This is a genomic window from Pseudochrobactrum saccharolyticum (assembly GCF_008801715.1).
In the GTDB taxonomy this organism is placed as follows: Bacteria; Pseudomonadota; Alphaproteobacteria; order Rhizobiales; family Rhizobiaceae; genus Pseudochrobactrum; species Pseudochrobactrum saccharolyticum.
Map to the genome: position 1 here is coordinate 17414 of NZ_VZPG01000007.1, position 15059 is coordinate 32472.

Below are 15059 nucleotides of genomic sequence, written 5' to 3' on the forward strand. Positions count from 1 at the left end.
CTCACATATCTTTACGCAAACGCGGGTCGAGAAGATCGCGCAATCCGTCGCCCACCATCTGCAACGACAGCACGGCGAGAATGATGGCAAAACCCGGGAACAGTGTCATCCAGTCTGCCTGTCCGACATATTGACGGCCGGAGGCAATCATCGTTCCCCATGTCGGAATTTCCGGACTGACACCAAGCCCCAAAAAGGACAAACCGGCTTCGGCAAGCATGGCCTGCGCAAACAGAAACGTCCCCTGCACCAGAATAGGTGACAGCAAGTTGCGCAACACATGGCGGGTCATAATATGCGGCGTGGAAATGCCCAGCGCACGCGATGCCTCAATATAAGGCAGTTCGCGGATAACGAGTGTTGAAGCACGCACCACACGCGCCAGTCTCGGTGCATAGACAATCGACAGCGCCACAATCACTGTTGTCAGCGAAGGCCCGAGTGCTGCCACCAGCGCAATCGCCAGCAGAATATCGGGAAAAGCCATCATCGCATCAATCAGACGCGCAATCGGTGTATCCAGCCGCTGGAAAAAACCGGCCAGCAAGCCGAGTGTGATACCAATCAGGCTTGCCAGAACGACAACCGCAGCGCCGACTGCCAATGACAACTGCCCCGCATAAAGTGTGCGGGAAAATACATCGCGGCCAAATTCATCGGTGCCGAAAAACCATGTGCCATTCGGTGCGGTCAGACGATTGCTGATCGACAATTTACCCGGTGCATAAGGCGCAATCAGTGGTGCCAGAACGGCTAGCAACACAAAAACGATCAGGACGAACAGGCCGAATGCAACGGTACGGCGGCGCAACAGGCGACGGATAAACAACCATGTTTCTGAGGATTTTACACTGGAGCCGGTCATCAGTAACGCACCCTCGGATCGACGGCCAGATAAAGCATATCAATGGCAAAATTTATCAGAACATAGAGCGCGGCAATCACCAGCAATGCCCCCTGAATAACCGGATAATCACGGCGCATCACAGCCGAGACAACAAGATTGCCAACCCCCGGCAAGCCAAACACCGTCTCTGTGACCACCGCACCGGAAATCAGTACAGCTGCGGTCAGGCCGATCACTGTCAAAATCGGGATCAGCGCATTTTTAAACGCATGTTTCATCACCACGCGTCTGCCATTCAGCCCCTTGGCTCGGGCTGTGCGCACATAATCATCGCCCAGCACATCCAGCATCGAGGCGCGGGTAAAACGCATGATGAGAGCAGAAGACACAATACCCAGCGCGAAAGACGGCAGCACCAGATGCATCATTCGTTCGCCGAAACTCGTATCCGGCCCGCCATAGCCGGAAACCGGAAACAAGCCGTAGCGCACGGCAAATACCTGCATCAGCAGCAGGCCGAGCCAGAAGCTTGGAATACTTGCGGCAAACATCGCCAGCGCCGTTGCGGTCTGATCAAAAAATGAACCTCGCTTAACCGCGGCATAAATACCGACCGGCAATGCAATCGCACTGGCAATCAGAATGGAGAACAATGTGAGAAAGAAGGTCGGCTCTGCCCGTTCCGCCAAAGCATGGGCAACCGGCTGACCGAGAAAGATCGACTGGCCAAGATCACCGCGCAGCAATTGCAGCAGGTAATAGCCATATTGCACCGGCAATGAGCGGTCGAGACCGAGTTTAGCCCGCAGTCCTTCAATATCAGCCTGTGTCGCTTCCGGCCCCAGCATGACGGCTGCAGGATCGCCCGGTGTGACGCGGACGATCACAAAAACAATCGTCACAACCAGAAACATGACCACGATCATGCCGATCAGACGCTGTATGATATAGCGTAGCATTCAGTCTCCACCCAATTCGGGAATACCCAAAACTTAAAGCCGCGCCGCCTCTCCTCCGAAGCTGGCGCGGCCTGTTTTATTTACTGCGTAACGGAAGCATTCCAGAAATAAGGCCATGGTGCAGGCGTTACACCATCCAGTTTCTTGGACTTGGCAGACAGATTGTTAAAGTTGCCGACCTTGATGAACGGCACTTCGTCGAACACAACTTTCTGCACATCTGCCCAGAGTGCCGCACGCTTCTGCGGATCAGCCTCCGCATTAAACGCATCCATCACTTTGGCACGCGCCGGTGTATTCCACTTGCCCGGTGCGCTCACTGAAAGCGGATCAATCAGAGCCGGTTCCGGCAGGAACGGACTATGCGTGATGTAAATATCCCAGAGTGCCGGATCAGCACGGCGCTGAGTGAGCGTTGCCCAATCCACCACCTGCATATCAACATTGAAACCGGCCAGTTTCAGATATTCAGCGGCAACCTGTGCCATCTTATAATGGAACTCATATTGACGGCTGGTGAGAATACGCAGCGGCTCGCCGTTATAATTCGCAGTTTTAAGCAGCGCCTTTGCAGCTTCCGCATCACCGACATTATAGCTGCCTTCCGATCCCGCATCTGTGCTCCAGATGAATTGAGACGGATAAAGTGACGGCTCGGCGCTGAAGAAATCCTTGCTGCCATAGGCGGCAGTCAGCATGTCCTCATTATTCAATGCGACCTGAACAGCTTTACGCAGATCACGGTTTGCAGCAATGCCTTTGGAAGTATTCATAATGAAAACCGGCCAGCCGAATGGTTTGAGCATCACGGCATCCGAAGACGCCGAGCCGGACACACGGTCAAAAGCCTCAACCGGCAGCGCATCCACATAACCATACTGGCCGGAAACCGCAGCTTCTACGCGGGTATTGGCATCCGGCACCGGCACAAAACGGATTTCATCGAGATTTTGCTGGCGGCCACCGGCATAACCGCTCGGCTCGCCTTCCTGCGATTTATAACCGTCATAACGCACCAGCTGAATATACTGATCCGGCTTACGCTCTTTAAACTGATAAGGGCCGGTGCCGACAAATTCAGTCATCGGTTCAGCCTGTTTTTCAGCAGGCAAAACAATGGCCGCGGAATTGTTAAAAGCCAGCAGCGAGGTCAGCGGTGCATAAGGCTGCTTCAGCGTGATTTTGATGCTGTGATCGCCAACCGGCTCAATGGCTTCAATCAAAGTTGCTGCCTGTTTGCCGCGCGAGGCCAGTGTCGTCCAGCGCTTGAGGGAGGCCACAACATCTTCCGATGTCATGTCTGTACCGTCGTGGAATTTAACGCCCTCACGCAGTTTAATCAGATAGGTTTTTCCGTCGGCAGAGATTTCCGGAAGGCTGGCAGCCAGAAGCGGCGCCGGTTTCCAGTCTTTATCGAAAGTATAAAGCGTCTCAAACATATGCTGACTGACAATACCGACGAGATCAGCCGTTGAGACCATCGGGTCCAGTGTCGGCGGCTCACCAATAGTTGCCACATCCAGTACGCCGCCTTTTTGCTGCGCGAAAGCGGATGGTGTCAATGCGATTGTCGCGGCACCCAATAACAGTGCCAGTTTCATTGCCTGCATTTTCTGAACCCCCAATTGTTTGCCTGCATCAGGTGATGCAGCTCCTCCTCGGTATGATTTTTCATTTTGTCCAAAATAATGGACATTGGTCTATTTTACCGGATTGACGTATCTCAATACAGTATGCATAACTTGTCAAGGGGGCGACCAGCCTGACCGGTACGTTTTTTGACGTCTGAAAGGCAAGTCAACAGGGTCGCGGAATTTGTGAGGAAAAATGGAACCAAAACTTGCGGACCAATTGAACACACCGGCAATTGTCGTTGATCTGGATATAACGGAAAGAAATATCCGTAATTTTCAGTCCTATGCGAACCAGCATGGTTTCAAGGTACGTCCTCATATCAAAACGCATAAATTACCGGCGCTGGCCTATGCCCAGCTTGCAGCAGGCGCAGACGGCATTACCTGCCAGAAAATCTCTGAAGCAGAAGCCATGCTCGACGGCTTGCAAAAACAATATGGTCTCTCCCCTGACCTGTTGATTACCTATAATATTTTAGGCAGCGAAAAACTTGACCGGCTCAAAGCGCTCGCGCACCGCACAAAACTAAGTGTGGTTGCGGATAATATGACTGTGATTAACGGTCTGTCCGAAGCTTTCGCCAATGAGGCACAGCCTTTAACGGTGCTGGTAGAATGCAATACCGGCGCAGACCGCTGCGGTGTAGCAACGCCTGAAGCAGCAGCAGAACTTGCCAAAGCCATTCATAATGCTGCAGGGCTGCATTTCGGCGGCCTGATGACCTATCCGCCGGCAAATGCCCATGCTGCCGTTGAAAACTTCATGGAACAGGCAAAACAAAAAATCGAAGCATCCGGCATCACAGTTCCGCTCATTACCTCCGGCGGCACACCCTCAATGATGAGCGCAGCAGAAGCAGCTGTTGTCACGGAATATCGTCCCGGCACTTATATTTACAATGACCGCTCGCTCGTTGAGCGCGGCGCTTGCAGTTACGATGATTGTGCGTTTTTTGTATTGGCGACTGTTGTGTCCGTGCCGTCTGACAACCGCGCAATTATTGATGCCGGCAGCAAAACGCTGACTTCTGACCTGTTCGGATTGAGTGGTTATGGCCATGTCCTCGGCCGCGATGATATCCGCATCGATCAGCTGTCAGAAGAACATGGCCGTCTGGTCAGCAACAAGCCGATCAACCTCAAAGTCGGCGACAAAGTACGGATCATTCCGAACCATGTCTGCGTCGTTACCAATATGTTTGACAGCCTCTATATCCAGCGCAACGGCATGGTCACTGAAAGCTGGCCGATTGCAGCCCGTGGCAAGCTGGTCTGAGGTTAATCATGAGCGGACAGTTTCTCGCCATCGGTGAGGCAATGATCGAGCTTGCCCCTGATGGCAGCGGCTTGTTACGGCAAGGCTTTGCCGGAGACACCTTCAATGCTGCTTATTATGCCCGTGCGGCGCTGCCAACTGACTGGCAGGTCAGCTATTTCACTCTGCTCGGGCGGGATGCAATGTCCGATGCCATGCTGGCATTCATGGCACAAAAACAGATCGGAACCGACTATATAGGGCGCCATGCATCGCGCATGCCCGGCCTCTATATGGTGCATCTCAATAATGGTGAGCGTAGTTTCTCCTATTGGCGCTCGCAATCTGCAGCGCGTCTGCTGGCAGACAACAAAACTGCATTGCGACAGGCCATTGAAGCTTCTGATATTATTGTTTTCTCCGGCATCACACTGGCAATCCTTGAGGGAGACGGTGCTGATAATCTGCTCAGCATTCTGCAAGAGTTCCGTGATACGAATAAGATTATCGCCTTCGATCCCAATATCCGCCCGCGCCTCTGGCCGGATCAGGATCATATGCGCTCGCAACTGATCCGTGGTGCGAAAGCCAGTAATCTGGTGCTGCCAAGTTTTGATGATGAGGTCGCCTGTTTCGGTGACTTGACGACAGCGGACACAATCAGCCGCTATCGCAGCTACGGTCTGAAGCGGATCATCGTCAAAAATGGTGCGGATGAAATCGAAGTTCTTTTTGACGGCCAGTCTTTTACTGTCAAAATAGCGCCTGTCGCACAGATTATTGACACCACAGGCGCAGGCGACAGTTTCAACGGCTCATTCTTAGGTCATTTTGCACAAACCGGCGATGCCGAGGTCGCCATCCGTTTTGCAGCGCAAACCGCAGCAAAAACCATTCAGCATTATGGCGCTCTGGTAGACTAGAGCGGTTTACGTTCATGTTGGATCACAGTGCTCGCTCTAGATTTTTTAGTTTGTCGCATTATCCCGACGTCAAGTTGATCCAACTTGACTGTGAAATGCTCTAAAAACAAAAGCCCGCTGGAATTTCCGGCGGGCTTTCTTTTCCAAAAAAAGTGAAACACTTAGCGATAAACAATACCGCCGTCAGTCAGAATGGCCTGACCGGTAATATAATCAGAATCAGCCCCTGCAAGGAAAGAAACCAGCGCCGCCACATCATCCGGTGTTTGCGCACGGCCAAGGGCAATCCCTTCAACAAATTTCTTATAGGTCTCGCCCTTCGGTGCACCGGTAATTTCCGCAAAGCGTTCGTCAATTTCCACCCACATATCGGTACCGACAATACCCGGACAATAAGCATTCACGGTAATGCCCGCACTGGCATATTCCTTCGCCGCAGCCTGTGTCAGCGCACGTACTGCAAATTTGGTCGCGGAATAAACGCCAAGCATCGCAAAACCATCATGACCGGCAATAGACGACGCATTGATGATTTTACCCTTCTGGCCGCGCTGCTTGAATTTTGCCGCCGCCGCCTGAATACCCCAGAGCACACCGTCAATATTGATCTTAAATATCCGGTCAACTTCTTCCGGTGTGACCTCGGAAAGCGGCTTAACCTGCGCAATACCGGCATTGTTCACAATCACATCAAAACCACCGAGCTCTTTCTCGGTATATTCAATGGCCGCGTAAATATCATCGCGCTTGCTGACATCGGCAGCAAAAGTCGTTGCCTTGCGCCCGAGCGCTTCAATCTCTTTGGCAACCGCTTCAAGCTTGTCTTCTTTCAGATCAACCAGTGTCAGATCAAAACCGTCTTTTGCCAGACGCAACGCAATGCCGCGGCCAATGCCCTGAGCCGCACCGGTAACTAACGCAACCTTATTGGTAACAGTCATAATCATATCCTTTTCGTCTTGAGGATCGAAAACCTGCCGGTCAACATGCCTGCTATACACGGCCGCAATATGGCCTTTTGCAATGCATGTCTGCTACCGGATATGAGGGCAGAATTGCAAATTTCCTGCATTAATTCATTGATTACAATCAATTTTTCATTCAAGTCTGAAAACATCTATCAGAGTATCGCCGTTTACGGCGCTTGCTGCCCGGACAAATAATCTCTGAGAACAATTGCCTGATTATGATCTGTATCTTTCGCCGAATAAAGCAGCGTAACCGCCCCCTCTGAACAATGCTGCAAAAGCAGTTTCACAGGTTCGGGATTATGCTGCAATTCCTCACGATAGCGCCCGCAAAATATCTGCCAGTTTTCCGAACTGCTTTCCTGATGATGAAACCATTGCCGCAGTTCCGTTGTCGGCGCGATCTCTTTGAGCCAGAGGTCAAGGGCAGCGTGCTCTTTGCTCATACCGCGCGGCCAGATGCGGTCAACCAGCACTCTGAAACCATCATCCGGTGAGACATCTTCGTAAATCCGTTTCACTGCGATTTTCAACATTGCCCGTGCTCCTCCGGCATTGCCAAACATATTCAGTTTTACAAGATAATAAATGTCAGGTTTTTATAGTACAACTCCGGAACCGGTGTTATAGCAAAATCAGAACGGAAACAGGCAGAGTGAACAGTGCATTCAAAAGACCACACCGGACAAAGTGATAACAGACTTGCTGCGTTGGAGGTTTCATCCGTCAGCAGACATTTCGACACCACTGCCGCACTGCAGGATATTTCGCTGTCTGTTGCTTCCGGTGAAATCATCTGTCTTGTCGGCCACTCCGGCTGCGGGAAGACCACTCTGCTGAAGATTATCTCCGGTATTGATACGCCGGACAGCGGTTCGGTGTTCATCAATAATCAGCCTATCGTCAACGGTACGCATTTTATCGAACCGGAGCAACGCCGCGTCGGCGTAGTCTTTCAGAATTACGCCCTGTTCCCGCATTTGACAGTAAAGCAAAATGTCCTGTTCGGCTTGCGGAAAACACCTCGGGCAACAGCCTCGGCCCGTGCCGATGAATTGCTGGCTCTGGTCGGCTTGTCCCATATGGCATCCCGTTATCCGCATATGCTCTCGGGCGGTGAACAACAGCGCGTGGCATTGGCGCGCGCACTGGCGCCGACCCCTGACATTCTGCTGATGGATGAGCCCTTTTCCAATCTCGATCAGGGTTTGCGCCAGAAAGTACGCAGTGAAACCATAGCTCTGCTGCGCCAGTTGGGCACCACCGTTATTATCGTTACGCATGATGCCGAAGAGGCTTTGTCTGCCGGAGACCGGATTATCCTGATGAAATCAGGCAAAATCATCCAGCAGGGCACAGCGCATGAAATCTACGACCATCCGAACGGACGTTATGCAGCTGATTTCTTCTGCAGTTTCAATGCTATTCCGGGCACAATCAAAAGCGGGACGATTGAAACTCCGCTCGGCACTTTTCCGGTCAGCAATACAGAGCTCAGCGACGGACCGGTAACAATGTATCTGCGACCTTCCCATATTCTTCCGGTGGCCGGTACAGATAATCTGCAGAACACAACTGAAGGCACAGTGACAGGCCGTCATTTTCTGGGTGAAACTGAAGAACTGCTCATCCGCACCGGTGATCTGCAAACGCCCCTGCGCATCCGCACTTCTCTCCGGTTACCGGCCAATATTCAGAAAATACATTTGCAGCTGGATACGGACAAAGCGCTCTTCTTCCGCGATTAAACGCACATACAACCTGCTCACAAAGGCTTGACTTGACAGTCAAAGTCAACCAATAGTTGACTTTATTAATCATAATTTCTGTCCATGCAGTTTCAATCATGAAAGAGATACAATGACCAGAACCGGATATGCGCAAGCAGGCTTTGCTCTCGTCCTCGGAACCCTTTTCGCAGGTGCTGCGAATGCAGAGGAAGTCAATATCTATACCACCCGCGAACCGGGTCTGATCCAGCCTCTGCTTGATGCCTTCAAGGCTTCCAGCGGTATTACAGTCAACACCGTATTCCTGAAAGACGGTCTGGCTGAGCGCGTTGCCTCTGAAGGTGAGAATTCCCCTGCAGACATTCTGATGACCGTTGATGCGGGCAACCTGATCGATCTGACAGAAAAAGGCCTCACCCAGCCTGTTTCGTCCAAAGTACTGGAAGAAGCCGTTCCGGCACAGCTGCGCGATGCTAAAGGTGAGTGGTTTGCCCTGTCCATGCGCGCCCGCGTTGTTTACGCCGCCAAGGATCTGGATGTTACCGCTCTGAATTATGAAGATCTGTCTGATCCGAAATGGAAAGGCAAAATCTGTATCCGTGCAGGCCAGCATCCTTACAACACAGCCCTGATCGCCGATTACATCGCCCATTACGGCGCTGAAAAAACCGAAGAATGGTTGAAAGGCGTCAAAGCCAATCTGGCACGTAAAGCGGCCGGTGGTGACCGTGACGGCGCGAAAGACATTGCAGGCGGCATTTGCGATATCGCAGTTGCCAACTCCTACTATGTCGGCCTGATGCGTTCCGGCAAGGGCGGTGAAGAGCAGGTCAAATGGGGTGAAAGCCTCAAAGTCATTCTGCCAACCTTCAAAGAAGGTGGTACACAGGTCAATATCAGCGGTGCGTCCCTTGCCAAACATGCCAAGAACAAAGACGCTGCTGTGAAGCTGCTTGAATATCTGGTTTCTGATGAAGCTCAGAAAATCTATGCGGAAGCCAATTTCGAATATCCGGTTAAAGCCGGTGCGCCGCTTGATCCGATTGTGAAATCCTTCGGTGAGCTGACAATCGACAAAACCCCGCTCACAGAAATCGTAAGCCATCGCAAACAGGCCAGTGAGCTGGTCGACAAAGTAGGCTTCGACAATTAATAAAAAAGCGCCGCTCTTTATGAATAATGAAGAGCGGCGTTTTTTATATTAAAGCAGTTACGACGACGATTCGTTTCAACTGCAACACTGAGAGAAAGAGCGGTTTTCCGTTTCAGGACAAATCAAAGCCGCTCCGGATAATGGCGAGCCTTAATATGCCAGCATATTCTAAAAGCCGGTTTTTCCGTGCCGGATCTTTATGGCTCTGCCTTTCAGCAGTCAGCGCGTTTCTGGTTTTTCTGCCGGTGCTGGCGCTTGCTTTACAAGCCGCTCAGGGTTCTGACGGTTTATGGTCACATCTTCTGGCCACAACATTACCGGTTGCATTCGTTGATACACTCATTCTGCTGACCGGTGTCGGCATTATTGTTGCAATTGTCGGTACATCTGCAGCATGGCTGGTAACAGCCTATGATTTTCGCGGGCGCAAGATTCTGGAATGGGCTTTGCTGCTGCCGCTTGCTGTTCCGACTTACATTATCGCCTATGCCTATCTTGATATTCTGCACCCGATCGGCCCTGTTCAAAGCGCATTACGTGCACTCTTAGGGTTTGCCAGCCCGCGCGATTTTCGCCTGCCGGATATCCGCTCCATGACCGGCTGCATTCTGCTGCTTGGTTTTGTGCTCTATCCTTATGTCTATATTCCGACACGGGCGATGTTCCTTACCCAGTCTTCTTCATTGATTGATGCGGCACGAACTTTAGGCGTCACCCGTAATGCAATCTTCTGGCGTGTTGCTCTGCCAATGGCACGTCCTGCCATTGCAGTCGGCATCAGTCTCGCTTTGATGGAAACACTGAACGATATTGGTGCAGCTGAATTTCTCGGCATCCGCACGCTCACCGTTTCCATTTACACAACATGGGTCACACGCTCAGACCTGCCGGGAGCTGCACAAATTGCACTGGCACTTTTGCTGATTGTTGTCTGCCTCGTCTCGCTTGAACGCTGGGCGCGACGCAAACAGCGTTTTTCATCCAGTGCAAAACGCAGCCAGCAATTCACGCCACATAAAGTCAGCGCAACACGTGGCGGCATGTTCTTTTTGCTGGGGCTTACACCAATCCTGCTCGGTTTTGTCTTTCCGGCTATTTATCTGGCGACTGAAGCATGGAAACGCATGCGTTTTGCCGGTATCTCGCCGCGCCTTTATGATGAAATCATCAATACGGTAATTCTGGCTTCGGTCGCGACGATCGTTACACTCACCATCGGCCTGATCGTTGCCTATGCGATCCGGCTACGTCCGGGCAATGCCTCGCAATGGTTTTTCCGCTTTTCCACCATGGGCTATGCAGCCCCCGGAACGGTGATTGCGATCGGCGTGCTCATTATCACCGGCGCAGCGGATCACTTTATCAGCCAGATCGCCATGTCATGGTTTAATATGTCGGTCAGCCTGTTCTTGCTGGGCTCCGGTGCCGCATTGATCTATGCCTATCTGGTACGTTTTTTAGCAATATCCGCCGGTAGTATTGATGCGGGGTTCAACCGTATTCCTGTGACCTATGATCAGGCCTCCCGAACATTAGGTGAGACGGCAACCGGCACATTCCGGCACATTCATTTGCCTCTGTCCAAAACAGCGCTCAGTGCAGCGGCATTGCTGGTCTTTGTTGATTGCGTGAAAGAGCTTCCGGCTACTCTGCTGCTGCGCTCTCTCAACATCGAAACACTGGCAACCCATCTTTACGGAGAAGCGGCACGCGGCACCTATGAGGAAGCCTCGATTGCAGCACTGGCAATTGTTGCCATCGGTATCCTGCCGGTCATCGTCTTATCCCGTGTAGGACGCCGCCTGTAAGCTACATGCTCTCTGTAGCCACCTCCTGATGCAGCCACTCAATAAACAGCTTCACAGCAGGCTTTTGTGCATTTTCGGGTAATGTCAGCACATAATAAGCAAATTGTGTCGGCCAGGGGCGGTTTATTGCAAGAGCAAGACGCCCTGCCGCAATTTCCGGTCTGGCATAAATATCCCGCACAAGGGCGATTCCCTGTCCCGCCTCCGCAGCACGCAATAACAGGAAATCATCATCGAAAGCAGTGCCCCGCTCCGCTTCCGGTGTCGGCTCCACACCGCAGGCAGTAAGCCACAAACGCCAGTCAGCACGATCTGAATCCTGCAGCAAAGGATAGGCCAGACAATCTGACGGCTCATCAATAGCAGGTCCGGAAGCCAGTAATGCAGGACACATCACCGGCACAAGCTCTGGCGCAATCAAAGGCTGCACATCATAAGACGGATAATCACCTAGCCCGTGACGGATCGCTATATCGACACGTCCGCCATGCAGGTTGGTTAAGCCGGACGATGCCTCAACACGGACTTCAATCTCCGGATTTTGTTCCATAAATTTGCCCAGACGCGGCACCAGCCATGAAGCAGCAAAAGAAGGCAGCGTGCTGACAGTCAAAGTCTGCCGCCCCGTGCTTGTCTCAAGAGTGGCAAGACTCGCTTCAATCTGTGCAAATGCCCGCATCAATGCGGGATAAACACCCGCCCCTGCTTCCGTCAGTTCCACACCATATCGGGTACGTCTGAAAAGCGTTACGCCTGTCCGCTCCTCAAGCAGACGGATTTGCTGGCTTACAGCACCTGACGTTACTCCCATCGTCTCAGCTGCACTCTTAATGCTGCCCGTGCGTCCGGTCTCGGTAAAAGCCCGTAAAGCCAGCAATGGCAAAACCTTGCCCATAATTTAGTTTTCCTAAACTTAATAATCAGAATCAATCGTTTTAGAAATACACTATTTCCAAATAAGTATGTCTTTAGATGATGCTACCACAATTTAGATTTTCTGACACATCATCAAAAGGAAAAAATGATTGAACTTTATAGCGATTCATCTCCGAACGGGTTCAAAGCAACCATTGCCCTTGAAGAAACAGGCTTAGACTACACACTGCATCATATTCAGATTGAACAGGGTGAACACCGCAGCGCGGATTTCCTGACACTCAATCCGCATGGGCGCATACCTGTCATCACAGACAGTACAACAGGAATAGTGCTGTTTGAATCTGCTGCCATTCTGCTCTACATCGCTGAAAAATCCGGCCAGCTCCTGCCAAAATCTTTTGCGGAGCGCTGGCAGGCACTTCAATGGCTGCAATTTCATTCGTCCAGCATGGGGCCGATCTTTGGTCAGCGTGTTCATTTCGAAATCTTCGCTGAAACCAAATTACAGCCCGCTATTACCCGTTACCAAAAACTGACAAACGATATTTATCAGGTGCTCAATCAACGACTGAGTGACGCTGAATATTTTGCCGGATCAGAATATTCCATTGCGGATATAGCGGCCTTCGGCTGGACACATATTGCTCAGATTTGCGGCTTCAATTTCGATCACCATCCGTACTTAAGCAACTGGCATCAAAAAATTGCTGCGCGGCCTGCTGTATTGCGCGGCATTGCTTTGCCGCAACCGGCTACCGGTCCTTAGCCTCGATCTGCCAAGTTTTCTATTCCTTGAAAGCCTTATCATGAACAACAATCTGTCTGCTTCGGAAATTACATCCGGTATGTCATCAGAAGCCTTTGCGCACCATCCGGGTTACACCCGTATGTTTGCTGCCAATCAACTTACGATTGGTATATTTCTGCCGCTTCGCTTTTATCAAGGCGATATGCGTGCTCTTGAAGGTCAAACTGCCCTCGTCAAAGACATTGACCAACGCGGATTTGCTTCCGTCTGGGTGCGGGATGTTCCGCTATATGATCCGTCTTTTGGTGATGCCGGCCAGATTTTTGATCCGTTCACCTATCTTTCCTATCTTGCCGCACAAACAACCAGAGTTTCACTGGCAATCGGCAGTGCGATTTTCTCCCTGCGCCACCCGATTGATCTCGCCAAAGCAGCAAGCACCATTGACCATTTATCCGGCGGGCGGCTTGTTCTTGGAATAGCATCAGGTGACAGGCCGGTCGAATTTCCAGCCTATGGCTTAGATCTGGATACAAGAGCTGAGCGTTTTGCAGAAACGGTCATCTATTTTCGTCAATTACTGGCAGAAAGCTCACTGCCGATACGCTCGAGTTTGGGAGAACTTGCACAAGCAGAATTTTTGCCAAAGCCAGCTTATGGACGAATTCCTTTGCTGGTCACAGGATCAAGCCGGCAAACACCACAATGGATAGCCGAGCATGCGGATGGCTGGCTGACTTATCCGCAACAGACACATACACAAGAAGGGCCCTTACGTCTGGCACAGAATATCTGTCGCTGGCGCGATGCAATTCCTGACCGCGGATTTCGCCCGCATGTCACGAATGAGTGGCTGGAGTTGACCGCGGATCCTGATTTCCCGCGTACACCACTCAATGGCGGCTTTGTTTTGAAAACAGGACGTAAAGGACTGATTGACCTTCTTGGAGAATGGCAGCAAGCCGGAGTTAATCATGCGGCACTTGGTATGCAATTTGCTTCACGTCCACCATCAGAGATTATACAAGAACTGGCAGAAGAGGTTTTACCTTTGTTTCCTTCGCTTGCTGGCGCTGCACCATCAAGCATAACGTGGTAGATTGTCACTGCTTTATACGTTCAAAATATTCAAGCGGAACATTGCTCATGCCGGTATGTTTTTACTCAGGTTGTATACGGACGCCTATCGGTGAGCTAACCGTTATTGTGAATGATCAGGGCGCGGTTATGCGCCTTGATTTTGAGAATGACAGCCGTGTTCATTCAGCCAATACACAAATCCCTGTTACACGACATGATGATGCAGCTGTGCGCCATGTCGCTGAACAGATACATCAGTATTTTGCAAGGGAGAGACGTCATTTTGATCTTACACTTGCACCGCTTGGCACGCCTTTTCTGAAGGCAGCCTGGCAGGAGCTTGCAAAAGTGCCTTATGGTACAGTTGTTACCTATGGTGAACTTGCAGAACGTGCCGGTCATCGCGGCTCTGCGCGTGCTTTTGGCCGCGTGAATGCGATTAATCCGATTTCGATTATTGTTCCCTGCCACCGCGTCATCGGTGCCAACGGCAAACTAACAGGCTTTAGCGGCGGTCTAGCCAAGAAAGAGGCGCTATTGCGTCTGGAAGGCAGTCTTTATCAGGAACGCTTACTCTGACAGCGTGAGTAGAGCTTCCCCTCATCGCCACTTAAGCGATGGAGGGGAAGCCCTTATGGCCGTCGCTTGATTATCGACTTTAGGCTGCACAGTCTATTGCAAGAGTTTTGCTTGGTTTAGCCAGAGCTATTGAATTTCGGATGTGTTTATGGGAGATTTTGGTTTCGGGTTTGGCTTTGTTTCGTTCGTCGTGCAATCGATATTGTATCGCTTGCTTTTCCTCCTCCGCCTTCCGGTTATGAGCGTGATGAGGTGAGAGCGTTAAAAAATCGATTGCTTATCGATTTTAGCTCGAACGGGCTGCATCAAGATGCATAGACACGCCTATTGGAATGGCGTCTGGATCGTGGCTTTATTGCTTTGAGGGAAGTTTGGTTGCGGGGGCAGGATTTGAACCTGCGGCCTTCAGGTTATGAGCCTGACGAGCTACCGGGCTGCTCCACCCCGCGTCAAAGTTAGTACAAGCCTGTGAGGCCCGGGAGCGAAGTCAGCCTCT

14 protein-coding genes and 1 tRNA gene are annotated in these 15059 nt (G+C 51.3%); 8 read left to right on the forward strand and 7 right to left on the reverse strand.

Annotated features, from left to right (window positions below; genetic code table 11):
* Position 1: 1 nt before the first annotated feature.
* The 3 genes from F7P81_RS16735 to F7P81_RS16745 all read right to left on the reverse strand — a co-directional run bounded on the left by F7P81_RS16735 (position 2) and on the right by F7P81_RS16745 (position 3416).
* On the reverse strand, positions 2–865 hold the full coding sequence (locus F7P81_RS16735) for an ABC transporter permease (RefSeq protein WP_022709303.1): 864 nt from the start codon (positions 863–865) through the stop codon (positions 2–4).
* Complete coding sequence (locus F7P81_RS16740) at positions 865–1806, reverse strand: ABC transporter permease (RefSeq protein ID WP_022709304.1); 942 nt, start codon at positions 1804–1806, stop codon at positions 865–867. Before F7P81_RS16740 ends, F7P81_RS16735 begins: the two co-directional genes overlap by 1 nt.
* An 80-nt stretch (positions 1807–1886) precedes the next feature.
* On the reverse strand, positions 1887–3416 hold the full coding sequence (locus F7P81_RS16745; protein WP_374828122.1) for an ABC transporter substrate-binding protein: 1530 nt from the start codon (positions 3414–3416) through the stop codon (positions 1887–1889).
* Between the two features lie 217 nt (positions 3417–3633).
* Between F7P81_RS16745 and F7P81_RS16750 the strand changes: the two genes are divergently transcribed.
* Together F7P81_RS16750 and F7P81_RS16755 are read left to right on the forward strand one after the other, a co-directional pair.
* Entirely contained in the window at positions 3634–4716 is a 1083-nt protein-coding gene (locus tag F7P81_RS16750; RefSeq protein WP_151160358.1) for a D-TA family PLP-dependent enzyme, read from the forward strand.
* An 8-nt stretch (positions 4717–4724) separates the two neighbouring features.
* Complete coding sequence (locus F7P81_RS16755) at positions 4725–5618, forward strand: sugar kinase (RefSeq protein WP_151160359.1); 894 nt, start codon at positions 4725–4727, stop codon at positions 5616–5618.
* A gap of 161 nt (positions 5619–5779) precedes the next feature.
* On the opposite strand, the gene F7P81_RS16760 is transcribed toward F7P81_RS16755, so the two are convergent.
* Together F7P81_RS16760 and F7P81_RS16765 are read right to left on the reverse strand one after the other, a co-directional pair.
* A complete protein-coding gene (locus F7P81_RS16760; RefSeq protein WP_151160360.1) occupies positions 5780–6559 on the reverse strand; it encodes an acetoin reductase in 780 nt (259 codons plus the stop codon).
* A 194-nt stretch (positions 6560–6753) separates the two neighbouring features.
* Positions 6754–7122 (reverse strand): DUF488 domain-containing protein, encoded by a 369-nt coding sequence (locus F7P81_RS16765; protein WP_210246380.1) that lies wholly within the window; start codon positions 7120–7122, stop codon positions 6754–6756.
* A gap of 174 nt (positions 7123–7296) precedes the next feature.
* On the opposite strand from F7P81_RS16765, the gene F7P81_RS16770 reads away from it, so the two are divergent.
* From F7P81_RS16770 to F7P81_RS16780, 3 genes are all read left to right on the forward strand, one after another.
* Positions 7297–8334, forward strand: a complete 1038-nt coding sequence (locus tag F7P81_RS16770) for an ABC transporter ATP-binding protein (RefSeq protein ID WP_022709353.1) — start codon at positions 7297–7299, stop codon at positions 8332–8334.
* Positions 8335–8446: 112 nt separating this feature from the next.
* Positions 8447–9469, forward strand: a complete 1023-nt coding sequence (locus F7P81_RS16775) for a Fe(3+) ABC transporter substrate-binding protein (RefSeq protein WP_022709352.1) — start codon at positions 8447–8449, stop codon at positions 9467–9469.
* A gap of 155 nt (positions 9470–9624) precedes the next feature.
* On the forward strand, positions 9625–11277 hold the full coding sequence (locus tag F7P81_RS16780) for an ABC transporter permease (protein ID WP_151160361.1): 1653 nt from the start codon (positions 9625–9627) through the stop codon (positions 11275–11277).
* Between the two features lies 1 nt (position 11278).
* Here F7P81_RS16780 and F7P81_RS16785 read toward each other — a convergent pair whose 3' ends face one another.
* On the reverse strand, positions 11279–12172 hold the full coding sequence (locus F7P81_RS16785) for a LysR substrate-binding domain-containing protein (RefSeq protein ID WP_151160362.1): 894 nt from the start codon (positions 12170–12172) through the stop codon (positions 11279–11281).
* Between the two features lie 126 nt (positions 12173–12298).
* Between F7P81_RS16785 and F7P81_RS16790 the strand changes: the two genes are divergently transcribed.
* Genes F7P81_RS16790 through F7P81_RS16800 form a run of 3 tightly spaced genes read left to right on the forward strand, consistent with a single transcriptional unit; the run spans position 12299 to position 14563 of the window.
* Positions 12299–12922, forward strand: coding sequence for a glutathione S-transferase family protein (locus F7P81_RS16790; RefSeq protein ID WP_151160363.1), 624 nt, complete (start codon positions 12299–12301; stop codon positions 12920–12922).
* Positions 12923–12962: 40 nt separating this feature from the next.
* Positions 12963–14003, forward strand: coding sequence for an LLM class oxidoreductase (locus F7P81_RS16795; RefSeq protein ID WP_151160364.1), 1041 nt, complete (start codon positions 12963–12965; stop codon positions 14001–14003).
* 47 nt (positions 14004–14050) lie between these two features.
* Positions 14051–14563, forward strand: a complete 513-nt coding sequence (locus tag F7P81_RS16800; protein WP_170265310.1) for a methylated-DNA--[protein]-cysteine S-methyltransferase — start codon at positions 14051–14053, stop codon at positions 14561–14563.
* A 372-nt stretch (positions 14564–14935) separates the two neighbouring features.
* On the opposite strand, the gene F7P81_RS16805 is transcribed toward F7P81_RS16800, so the two are convergent.
* A tRNA-Met gene (locus F7P81_RS16805) sits at positions 14936–15012 on the reverse strand.
* Positions 15013–15059 lie beyond the last annotated feature (47 nt).

Excerpts from the sequence above, each read along its gene's own strand:
- F7P81_RS16735 (WP_022709303.1), bottom strand. The coding sequence starts at position 865 with ATGACCGGCTCCAGTGTAAAATCCTCAGAAACATGGTTGTTTATCCGT.
- F7P81_RS16740 (WP_022709304.1), bottom strand. The coding sequence starts at position 1,806 with ATGCTACGCTATATCATACAGCGTCTGATCGGCATGATCGTGGTCATG.
- F7P81_RS16745 (WP_374828122.1), bottom strand. The coding sequence starts at position 3,416 with ATGCAGGCAATGAAACTGGCACTGTTATTGGGTGCCGCGACAATCGCA.
- F7P81_RS16750 (WP_151160358.1), top strand. The coding sequence starts at position 3,634 with ATGGAACCAAAACTTGCGGACCAATTGAACACACCGGCAATTGTCGTT.
- F7P81_RS16755 (WP_151160359.1), top strand. The coding sequence starts at position 4,725 with ATGAGCGGACAGTTTCTCGCCATCGGTGAGGCAATGATCGAGCTTGCC.
- F7P81_RS16760 (WP_151160360.1), bottom strand. The coding sequence starts at position 6,559 with ATGACTGTTACCAATAAGGTTGCGTTAGTTACCGGTGCGGCTCAGGGC.
- F7P81_RS16765 (WP_210246380.1), bottom strand. The coding sequence starts at position 7,122 with ATGTTGAAAATCGCAGTGAAACGGATTTACGAAGATGTCTCACCGGAT.
- F7P81_RS16775 (WP_022709352.1), top strand. The coding sequence starts at position 8,447 with ATGACCAGAACCGGATATGCGCAAGCAGGCTTTGCTCTCGTCCTCGGA.
- F7P81_RS16780 (WP_151160361.1), top strand. The coding sequence starts at position 9,625 with ATGCCAGCATATTCTAAAAGCCGGTTTTTCCGTGCCGGATCTTTATGG.
- F7P81_RS16785 (WP_151160362.1), bottom strand. The coding sequence starts at position 12,172 with ATGGGCAAGGTTTTGCCATTGCTGGCTTTACGGGCTTTTACCGAGACC.
- F7P81_RS16790 (WP_151160363.1), top strand. The coding sequence starts at position 12,299 with ATGATTGAACTTTATAGCGATTCATCTCCGAACGGGTTCAAAGCAACC.
- F7P81_RS16795 (WP_151160364.1), top strand. The coding sequence starts at position 12,963 with ATGAACAACAATCTGTCTGCTTCGGAAATTACATCCGGTATGTCATCA.
- F7P81_RS16800 (WP_170265310.1), top strand. The coding sequence starts at position 14,051 with ATGCCGGTATGTTTTTACTCAGGTTGTATACGGACGCCTATCGGTGAG.